This window comes from Deltaproteobacteria bacterium, from assembly GCA_016213065.1.
In the GTDB taxonomy this organism is placed as follows: Bacteria; UBA10199; UBA10199; order SPLOWO2-01-44-7; family SPLOWO2-01-44-7; genus JACRBV01.
This window is the reverse complement of the sequence record JACRBV010000074.1, coordinates 1-9,583: the sequence shown is the minus strand read 5'-3', so window position 1 is coordinate 9,583 and position 9,583 is coordinate 1. Positions and strand designations below refer to the sequence as shown.

The following is a 9,583-nucleotide window of genomic DNA, read 5'->3' as shown; positions in this document are numbered from 1 at the left end:
CTTTTTTATGCTCGAAAGTCTGCTCATTCTTTTTTACTTGAGCGAAAAAACCACGCCGCCTGTTTGCCATCTCTTTTGCCACATGCTGATAGGCTTGGTGCCCCGTCTTGAGTTCCTGATGGAGCTGATGGCGATGTTTCTTGCATCCGCCCAGCATTTTATCAACTGCCTCCGTAAGATGATCGGTAAAGTTGTTGAGTGTGGTGCGCAATTTCCTGCCCATGGCTTTGCGCTCGCTTTTCAATTCATTCATGAACCGACGCGTATCTTGCTTCATCTTCTTGACTTCGAACCGGTTTTTTCCCATGAAACGAACCCGGTCATCAAACGAATCAAGAAAATTTTCTCCCAGATTTTTCATTTCTTCTGAAAATCCCATAAATAGTCACCCCCTTGCTACTGCTTGTGTTTTTTCTTCTTCAGAAAAACCAAGTTCCCTCTGAAGGGCTCCCAGCGCTTCCTTGAATTCCCTCAAGGTGAGCGCCTCTTTTTTGTGAAGAAGGGATTGCATTTTTTCCCCGATCAGGGTCTGTTCTTTGCAAAAACTGACCAAGTGTTCTTTGGCTTCCTGAATAGTTTCTCCAAGGGCCTTTTCCAGTTCGGGGACTTTAGGAAAAATTCCTGCTTGAATGACTCTTTTGAGTTGGCTTGCCAACTGCCGTTGATTCTTGAGGAAAGAGTCCAGAAATTCTTTGATCTCATGCTCTCTTTTTTCCTGATGGAGAAGCATCGGAGTTGTGAGGGCATCGAAATCTTTTTTCCGCAACGATTCAACCTTCGCCAGCGTTTCTTTGAGCTGGTTCTGCACTGTCTGGCTCGTATGACGAGACTCATCCAGCATCTTGAGGCTTTTCTCAATGATGTCGGATACCGCGCAAATGCGTTCATCATAACTTGCAACGATCTCTGCAGTTCTGTCCCTTATTTCTTCGAAGTCCCTCATAACAATTTCCTCCTTTAGAAGAGACCTGGTTTGGCGGAGTAAGCTCGAGAGGTTATCCCGGCAAACCCTCTCTTTCCCTGAACCTGTCTAATTAACCCGGCTGAGCCGCTGTTTGTGTAAGACCAATCGCTTCGGCATACTTCAGATAGGTCTCGACTCCAGAGACAACCACTCTGGCCTCTAGGCTTAAAAACTCAATCCCGACGAGAGAGAGTCTGGCCCATGCATCGATCACGATTCCCTTGTCGAGAATACGATCGATAACTTCTGCGAGCGATGAGCTCGCCATTGATTTTTGAACTGGCATGATAATCACCCCCTTTTTCTAAGACCTAAGACATGCAATTTATGTTCCACATTGGAGAATTAAAAACGTGTTTTTGATAGAGTGCTTTACGTCGCTGAATGTTCGATTTATTTTAAAAATATTTTCCAAAAAAAAAAAAAAACGGACGGCAAATCAAATAAACATAGCTATTTAAAGACAGTGTGCTCTGGAAATACATATTTGATAGCTGTTGGGGAATTTCGGTGATCCTTCATTCAGCAACGACCTGTTCGGATAAATACAAAATATCAGCATCGGGTTCCCGAAAACCGGACCCTCTTTCCCGAATTCAAATAGCATGCCAAAAAATAGTTGTGACTTTCATTAATATGGTATAGGTGTATTTTTGAGGTCACACCATATTATGGCTTTATTGTCGAAAACCCTGAAGGATTTGCTCGAAAGAAAACTCGACTTTCTCAATGCGCTTCGTCCCTTGCCCCGTTCAGCCATAGAAAAACTGCGGGATCATTTCAAAATTGAGATGACCTATAACTCCAATGCCATTGAAGGGAATAGTCTGACACTCAAAGAGACCTTTCTCGTAATCAACGAAGGGCTCACAATCAAGGGGAAATCATTAAAAGATCATCTGGAGGCCAAGGACCATCACGCCGCTTTGGAATATCTCTATGAACTTGTGGAATATAAAAAGAGAGAGACGATCTCCGAACACCTCATTCGGACTTTGCATCAATTGGTGACAAGAGAAACCGAAGAGGAATGGGCGGGCAGGTACCGGGAAAGCAATGTTATTATCGGTGGGGCCGATCATACACCACCCGATGCTTTGGATGTTCCCATGCTGATGCGAGAATTGATGCAATGGTTTCAAAAAAATCAAAAAAAATTTCATGTTGTCGAACTGGCCGCTCTATTTCATCATCGATTGGTGCATATTCATCCTTTCTTGGATGGAAATGGCAGAACAGCAAGACTTGCAATGAATGTACTCCTTATGAAGGCGGGCTATCCGCTGGTTGTGATTCTCAAAAACGACCGTAAAAAGTATTATAGGGTTTTGAGTGAGGCAGATCAGGGGAAACCGGCTTTGTTGGTGCAATTTATTGCTCAATCGGTGGAACGCGCTCTCAATATCTATCTTAAAGTTTTGACACCCACATCAAAAAAACGGGAGAAATTTCTGCCTCTGTCTGAAATTGCCAAAGGAAGTCACCATTCACAAAAATATTTAAATCTGCTGATACGGCAAGGAAAACTGGAAGCTCACAAAGAGGGAAGAATTTGGCTAACCTCTCGTGAAGCCCTTCTGCGCTACCGAGAGGGGCGACAGAGAAAAAGAAGGTAAGGATACCTCTAAAAACCTATGAAAACACAATTTGTCATTCCTCGCCACGCTCCGAATCCACTTTGTTATCAAGGGAGTAGTGGAAAATGCTGAAATTTTCAAATTGTCATTCTGATCCCTTCGCTTTGTCATTCTGAGCGAAGCGAAGAATCTGTTCGGGCTCAGGATAAACTCCGCGAAGAATCCAATATTATCAAGTAGATCCTTCACGGAGTTTACACTGAGCGAAGCAAATGTGTTCAGGATGACAACCATGAAAAATGCATTTTCCACCACTCCCATCAAGTAGGTCTTTCACGGAATTTACACTGAGCAAAGCGAATGTGTTCAGGATGACAAACGGAGTTTTTAGAGGTGCCCTTGAGTAAACTTGGTTGCCGATGAGTTGATGAGTGGTCTATTCAACCGACAACCCAAGACGGTCCGGTTTCTTTAACAGTTCTCGAATATGATGCAGAAACTCCTCAATGTCTTTCAGACAATTCTTGAGGATTCCCAATATCTCCTTGGGGCCGACTTCATAATAGAAATGGGTCAGCCGTGTTCGATAGCCGGCCATTGGCATTAACTTTGACTTGGCAAATTCCATCGGAACAACCTCTCTCTCCCCGAGCAGTCTTGCAATTTCCTTGTATTCCGTGGCTCGTCCCCCCGGCAGACGGGACAAAATATGAGAGCCGATATGAAAGACCCCTTCCAATGCCTGGCGAAGGTAAAACTGAGCCAAGGCAAAATCGTCCCCCCTTTTCTCAAATTCCTCAACGGGAAGAAAGGAGAGTTTTTTCAAACGCTGAAGGTCTTGTGAGATTCCATCCATACGTGGAAGAATTGATTGTTTTTTAAGTGTTCCCATTATCCCTCAAGAATCGCCTGATCAAACTCGTTAAGGACCGGTTTAAAATCACAATAGGCCCTCACGGTCGCTTCCTCAAAATCGAGTCGAAAATCGGAAGAAACCTCCAAAATAGATTTGCCGTGTCGAATCACATCAAACCGAAGCTCCAGCGGGGCTTTTTGAAGAAAGATAATATCAAGATCGTTGCTGTTTTCGACGTAATTTCCCAAAAGATTAAAAAGAACAAGATAGATATCATTGGTGCCATGGCTCAAAAGGGAGGGGTGACGCATAACGACCCCGAAATCAACGTCTGAATCTTCAGCCGCTTTTTCTTCCGCTCGGGAACCAAAGAGATAAAGGATCGCAACACCCAGATCTTCTAGTTTTTTCTTGTCTTCCGGTTTGAAACTCAAATCGTCTTGATCCATGAACGCGAAGATACGGTACATGATGACTTTATTCAAGGATTCAATCTGTTTCGCTTCAAATTAACAAATGGGAAAGGGGCCGTGGCAATCTCCAATTGATCCCATGGGGGATTGCTTCGGAACGATGTTCCTCGCAATGAAAGAATCAACAGTCTCTATCTGTTGATACGGCAAGGAAAACTGGAAGCTCACAAAGAGGGAAGAATTTGGCTAACCTCTCGTGAAGCCCTTCTGCGCTACCGAGAGGGGCGACAGAGAAAAAGAAGGTAAACGAGGTGTGGGCCTGTCAGGAAAGCCGGCAACGACATCGGCAATTAATCTCTTTACAATTACCGGCATTGCCGATATCTTTTCTCCAATGGCCCCATCTACTGAAATTCAGGAGCGCCTTCTGGAGGGGGAGGGTTATTTGGTTGAATTCAAGGAAACCCCTTCTTCGCATCTCGAAAAAGATTTTTGTGCCTTTGCCAATGCCAGCGGGGGAACGCTCTACATTGGGATATCAGACAAAGGGGTTGTCCGACACGTCTCCCTGACCAACCGCCTGAAATCACAATTACAAAATGCCGCCAGAAATTGTGATCCTCCCGTGGAGATTACCCTCCGTTCTCTTGGAGATGTCATCGCTGTCGATATTTTGGAAAGTCTCAATAAACCGGTTCGCTCACCGGATGGTTTTTATCTCCGCATTGGTACCAACTCCCAAAAACTGACCCGTAATGAAATCTTTGCTTTTGCCGTTCAGGAAACAAAAATACTGTTCGACAGACAACTTTATGTAAAGGAGAAAGCAAAAGATCTGCTGGCCTTAAGGCAGATAGAAATATTTCGACAAAGAGCACGTCTGGAAATCGATCTGGATAACATTCAACTTCTTGAAAACATCGGCTGTCTTCGGAGGCAGAACGGAAACGATTATTTGACCTATGCGGGCATTCTGCTTTTTGGCACAAATCCCCAGATGATTTTTCCACAAGCCACAGTGACCCTGCTGGTTATGGAAGACCCGGCGACGATCCTGGAACAAAAAATTCTGAAGGGAACCCTGTTCCAGCAGGTGGAAGAAGCTTTTCAGTTTCTTAAAGGTCATTTGCAATCCAGACCGGAAATTGAATCCCTGCAACGAAGGGATGTGCTAGAAATTCCGGAATTTGTTTTGAGGGAACTGCTTGTCAATGCCATCATTCATCGCGATTATTTCGAAATGTCTGCAGATGTTGCCATCAAAATATTTCCATCCTCCATTGAATTTTCAAACCCGGGACCGGTGAGCCAGCGGATTTCATTGGATCATCTGTGGGGAAGAAGCTTTCGACGAAATCCGATGATTGCCGATGTTTTTTTTCGAGCCAACTACATTGAACGGGCGGGGACAGGATTGCTCCGGGTCCGGAAAATCCTGGAGCAGATGAGACGCCCTCCCCTCCTCCTTGCCGAGGAGGGTCCCTTTTTTATTGTGACCCTCCCCAGACAGAATTCTTTCCTTCTTCAAGAGGGATTGGGCGCACGGCAAAGAGAGCTCCTAAGCTTGCCTGATTCCTTTTTCCCTTTTTCCACTCTAGATTATGCCAAACAATTTTCTGTGAGTGAAAGAATGGCCCGCCTTGACATCAAAGTACTTGTTGAAAAGGGACTCCTCTCACTTCAGAGGAAAGGAAGGGGTGTGCGCTATGTCAAAAAATGAATTTATCAGGAAAGCCGGTACACCTTCAATTTGTTATAAAGTGTTTTCTCGTCAATCTCCAGTAGCTTTGCCGCTTTCCCCTTGTGTCCTTCCGTTTTTTGCAGGGCAGTTTGAATCAGTTGTTTTTCCACAAAACTGACTGACTCTTTGGAGGCTTGAAAAAGAGAAAGACCGTGCCGAATTGGAATCGTCAGCTCCGTCTGGACACCGGTAATTTTTGGATTCCTGATTTCAGGCGGCAAATCAGTTTTTTGAATTTTGCCATTGGCAATGACCATGGCCCGTTTGAGCGCGTTTTTTAATTCACGCACATTTCCGGGCCAAGGATAAGATTGGAGGAGGTCGAGGGCTTTGGGATCAAACCCCGAAACAGTCTTGCCGATTTGAGATTCAAATTCATGGAGGAATCTCAAACTCAAGTAGGGAATATCATGGGAACGCTCTCTCAAAGGAGGCAGGTTTATCGGAAATTCATTGAGCCTGTGGAATAAATCTTCTCTAAAGTTGCCTTCTTTGACAAGTTTTGAAAGTTCCCTGTTCGTCGCCGCGATCACCCGGAGAGAAACGTTAATAGGGCGTTTTACGCTCCCCACCCCCCCCCCCAAGCGTTCGAAAGTATGCGTTTCCAAAAATCGCAAAAGCTTTGCTTGGATATTCAGGGGGATGTTCGCTATTTCGTCCAAAAAGAGGATTCCTCCATTCGCCTGCTCTACTTTTCCTTTTCGAGCGGCATGGGCACCGGTAAAAGCCCCTTTTTCATGGCCAAATAATTCACTTTCAATCAATGTTTCCGGAATGGAGGCGCAATCGATGGGAACGAAAGGGCCTTTCCTTCTTGGACTTAGATGATGAAGAGTTTTTGCAACTAATTCCTTTCCTGTTCCGCTTTCACCGGTGAACAGCACGTTCACATCGATTTGGGCTACGGCAGAAATCTGTTTTGCCAGATTTTGAATGGCGGGAGAACTTCCCATCATCATTTCCAAAGTGGCATTATCCTCTTTGCGGAGTTGACAACTTTTCAACTCCCAATAAAGGTGCCGCATCTTGACGGCATTGGCCACGAGTGCTTTCAGTTCTTCATTGTCAAAAGGTTTCGGCAAATAATGAAAGGCTCCGCGCTTCATGGCTTCCACGGCAGTCTTCACCGTTTCATAAGCAGTAATGATAATGATGGGAAGATGAGGATCTGTCTCAAGGATTTTTTCCAGATAATCAATGCCGTTTGATCCACCCAGTTTCAAATCCAGAAGGAGACAGCTAAAAGTGTTGCCCGGTAGTTTTGAAAGAAATTCTTCCGGATGGGTGGTCCAAAGCACTCGATATCCTTCGGCTACAAACACTTTCTGGATGGTTGTGCAGAGTTCCTGCTCATCATCAACGACAAAAATGGTATCCATAAATCAGTGCTTATTTATCAGGCAGACAAAGGTAATTCAATTATAACCTTTGTTCCCCGATCTTCCCTGCCTTCAAATCGGATACGACCACCATGAGAGCGGACAATCCCCTCTGCAACCGAAAGTCCCAACCCAACCCCGCTTTCCTTCGTTGTAAAAAAGGGATGAAAAAGTTTGGGGACAAGTTCTTTGGGAATTCCCGTTCCTGTATCTTCAATGATTATGTCAATTCTTGGAGGGTTGGTATCTCTTCGATGAGCGGCGCTAATTTTTAAGTTCCCTCCCTGCGGCATTGCCTCGAAGGAGTTCATTAGTAGATTCAGATAAGCCTGAAGCAAAACCTTCTTGTCCATCAAAATCTCCGGCAATTTTTTCTGCCAATCCTTTGTCACGGAAATTTTTTGATCCTTGATCTTTTGACGCATGAGTTTAAGACCCGCTTCCAACAATTCTGGAATGGATTCCTTTCTCATCCGATATTGGGCGGGTTTTGAAAAATGCAGGAGATCCGCGAGGACATCATTTACCGTGTCAACATTGTGGATAATAGATTCCATCGTCTCATTAAAATCGTCGCTCTTGAGAGATTTTTTGAAGGTTCCCAGTCCGTATTGGGCCGAGGCTCGTATGATGGTTAGCGGCTGGCGAACCTGATGAGCCAGCCCCGCCGCCAGCGGCTCCATGATCCTTGCCCGCTCGGATTCATAAAGTTCTCGGGTTAAATTGACAATTTCGGTAGAAGATCGGTAATACTCCGCAACATGAGTAACGACGCCCCTCTCATCGGTCAGCGGATAGCAAGTGATATTGTAAACCGTTTCCAGTGGTTTTTCACTTGTCTCCAGAAAACCGGTCCGGACTGTTTTTTCACCCGAGAAAAAGGTCTCTGCGGCTGTGCACGACGGACAGCGTTCTTTTGAACCGTGAATTGCAGAATAGCAGGTTTTTCCGATCAGTTCCTTGTATGATTTTTTCCCCAAGGTTGTCAGAGTTGTGCGATTCACGCGCTGAATCACAAATTGTTTGTCAATTACAATGACAGGATCGCTGAAACCGTCAAAGATCTGGAGCAGGTCCGTTCGACTTTGGATTATCTCATCAATTCTTTTCCAAAAAAGAGATAAAAACCATTCCCAAATTTTTCTGAAAGGGTGTTTCATGACGTTAATTCTATTTCAAAACCGCGATGAAAGGGGAGACGATAAATCAGATAACTCACTTGGATATCCGACGGAAGCAGTTCATCCACCCGGTGCAACAGCCCTATAAAAAGCAGACCCACTCCCCCCTGTGGAAGCGTTTTGTTTATTTTTTCCTTGATAAAGAGATCACGTTTTTTTAGGAGCTCCGGAGCCACTTTTCCATATTCTTCCAGTAATGTTTTCTTTTGTCCATTATTGCCGGCCTCAAGAATTCGCTTGATCCAGTCGTATTCCTGTTTCAATAAAATGGGATCTTCCGTACCGACCAAAGTGGCCCCTTTTTTTATAAGTCCTTCCACAATGAGGTGATTGGGACTTTTTTGTTCTGCCAGATGATGAATAATCTCAATCTCTTTGCCACAGACGGGTAATCCGTCTTGATAAATGGAAACTTTTTTGTAAGGGAGTTTTAAGCGGGAGATCTGTTTTTTGATTCCGGACCACATTTCGTCAATGGCTTGCGTGTGGTGCCGCCATAGCTTTTGACCCAGCTTTCCAATGAAAGCCTTTTTTGCTTCAGGAGCCAGACTTCCCATGTCCTGTTGAGTATGAAGGATGGGAATATAAATGAGGCGTCTACCGTTGATCACCTAGAGCCTCCTTGACCACCTTTTTGAGCAACTGAATGTCAAAGGGTTTCGTCAGAAAATCGAAGACACCGAGGAACATGGCATCTCTGGCGGCTGAGGCGGTTCCGTAGGCTGTTAACAAGATTGACTTTAAATTTTTTTGAATAGTCCGCGCTTGTTGCAACAGTTCCAATCCGTTCATGGAGGGCATTTTCAGATCGACCAGCATGAGATCCACGGAACTTTTTTTTAATTGATTTAACGCCGTCTCTCCATTGAAAGCGGTAAAAATTTGATATCCTTCCTGAAGCAACACCTTTTTGATCACATTGCAAATTTGCTCTTCATCATCGACAACAAGAATAGTTTTCTTCTTGGGATGGTTTTTCATAATCAAAACTGTAGCGAATTTTTATGGAGTTGGACAGTTCTAAAATTCAGTTCTACAATATTTTCCGAATGCGTGTAACCTGCCGCGCTCTGCCTGTTTCTTCATCAACACCGATCAACAGTCCTTCGAGGCGGGCGCCCTCGCTTGCCACCTTGAACTTTTTAAATTCTCCATCGCTCAAGAAACGCTTCAGGGCTGTTTCTATATCGAGACCAATCACGGAATGATGCGGGCCGGTCATTCCCAGATCGGTCATGTAAGCCGTTCCCTTGGGCAAAATTTCTTCGTCTGCTGTCTGAATATGGGTGTGCGTGCCCACCACGCAAGTTACCTGACCATCCAGATACCAACCCAGCGCTTTTTTCTCTGCGGACGCTTCAGCATGAATATCCACCAAAATAATCGACGTCTCTTTCCGGATTTCTTTGAGAAGCGCATCCATCGCTTTGAAAGGCGAAGAGGTCTTGTGCCCTTTCGTCTCCATAAAAACG

12 protein-coding genes are annotated in these 9,583 nt (G+C 44.8%); 2 read left to right on the top strand and 10 right to left on the bottom strand.

Annotation, left to right across the window (positions count from 1 at the left end):
• The 3 genes from HY877_04535 to gvpA all read right to left on the bottom strand — a co-directional run.
• The coding region (locus HY877_04535; GenBank protein ID MBI5299544.1) for a hypothetical protein at nt 1-379 on the bottom strand (379 nt) is incomplete at its 3' end.
• Between the two features lie 6 nt (nt 380-385).
• Complete coding sequence (locus tag HY877_04530; protein ID MBI5299543.1) at nt 386-943, bottom strand: hypothetical protein; 558 nt, start codon at nt 941-943, stop codon at nt 386-388.
• Between the two features lie 91 nt (nt 944-1,034).
• The gene (gene gvpA, locus HY877_04525) at nt 1,035-1,250 is read right to left on the bottom strand and encodes a gas vesicle structural protein GvpA (protein ID MBI5299542.1); all 216 of its coding nucleotides are present in this window, start codon (nt 1,248-1,250) and stop codon (nt 1,035-1,037) included.
• A gap of 385 nt (nt 1,251-1,635) precedes the next feature.
• Here gvpA and HY877_04520 point away from each other — a divergent pair, with 385 nt between their 5' ends.
• Nucleotides 1,636-2,580: a Fic family protein gene (locus HY877_04520; protein MBI5299541.1), complete on the top strand. Its 945-nt coding sequence runs from the start codon at nt 1,636-1,638 to the stop codon at nt 2,578-2,580.
• Between the two features lie 397 nt (nt 2,581-2,977).
• Here HY877_04520 and HY877_04515 read toward each other — a convergent pair whose 3' ends face one another.
• Together HY877_04515 and HY877_04510 are read right to left on the bottom strand one after the other, a co-directional pair.
• On the bottom strand, nt 2,978-3,433 hold the full coding sequence (locus HY877_04515) for a DUF86 domain-containing protein (GenBank protein ID MBI5299540.1): 456 nt from the start codon (nt 3,431-3,433) through the stop codon (nt 2,978-2,980).
• The gene (locus tag HY877_04510) at nt 3,433-3,882 is read right to left on the bottom strand and encodes a nucleotidyltransferase domain-containing protein (GenBank protein ID MBI5299539.1); all 450 of its coding nucleotides are present in this window, start codon (nt 3,880-3,882) and stop codon (nt 3,433-3,435) included. The genes HY877_04515 and HY877_04510 overlap by 1 nt, the downstream gene beginning before the upstream one ends.
• A 184-nt stretch (nt 3,883-4,066) precedes the next feature.
• Between HY877_04510 and HY877_04505 the strand changes: the two genes are divergently transcribed.
• Nucleotides 4,067-5,530 (top strand): putative DNA binding domain-containing protein, encoded by a 1,464-nt coding sequence (locus HY877_04505; protein ID MBI5299538.1) that lies wholly within the window; start codon nt 4,067-4,069, stop codon nt 5,528-5,530.
• Nucleotides 5,531-5,535: 5 nt separating this feature from the next.
• Here the strand turns inward: HY877_04505 and HY877_04500 are convergent, their stop codons facing one another.
• The 5 genes from HY877_04500 to HY877_04480 all read right to left on the bottom strand — a co-directional run.
• Nucleotides 5,536-6,930 carry a sigma-54-dependent Fis family transcriptional regulator gene (locus HY877_04500; protein MBI5299537.1) on the bottom strand — a complete coding sequence of 465 codons (1,395 nt, stop codon included), beginning with the start codon at nt 6,928-6,930 and terminating at the stop codon, nt 5,536-5,538.
• Nucleotides 6,931-6,947: 17 nt separating this feature from the next.
• Entirely contained in the window at nt 6,948-8,090 is a 1,143-nt protein-coding gene (locus HY877_04495) for a PAS domain-containing protein (GenBank protein MBI5299536.1), read from the bottom strand.
• Nucleotides 8,087-8,722, bottom strand: a complete 636-nt coding sequence (locus HY877_04490) for a hypothetical protein (GenBank protein ID MBI5299535.1) — start codon at nt 8,720-8,722, stop codon at nt 8,087-8,089. Before HY877_04490 ends, HY877_04495 begins: the two co-directional genes overlap by 4 nt.
• A complete protein-coding gene (locus tag HY877_04485; GenBank protein ID MBI5299534.1) occupies nt 8,709-9,092 on the bottom strand; it encodes a response regulator in 384 nt (127 codons plus the stop codon). The genes HY877_04490 and HY877_04485 overlap by 14 nt, the downstream gene beginning before the upstream one ends.
• A 52-nt stretch (nt 9,093-9,144) precedes the next feature.
• On the bottom strand, nt 9,145-9,583 hold a 439-nt coding region (locus HY877_04480; protein MBI5299533.1), incomplete at its 5' end, for a YmdB family metallophosphoesterase.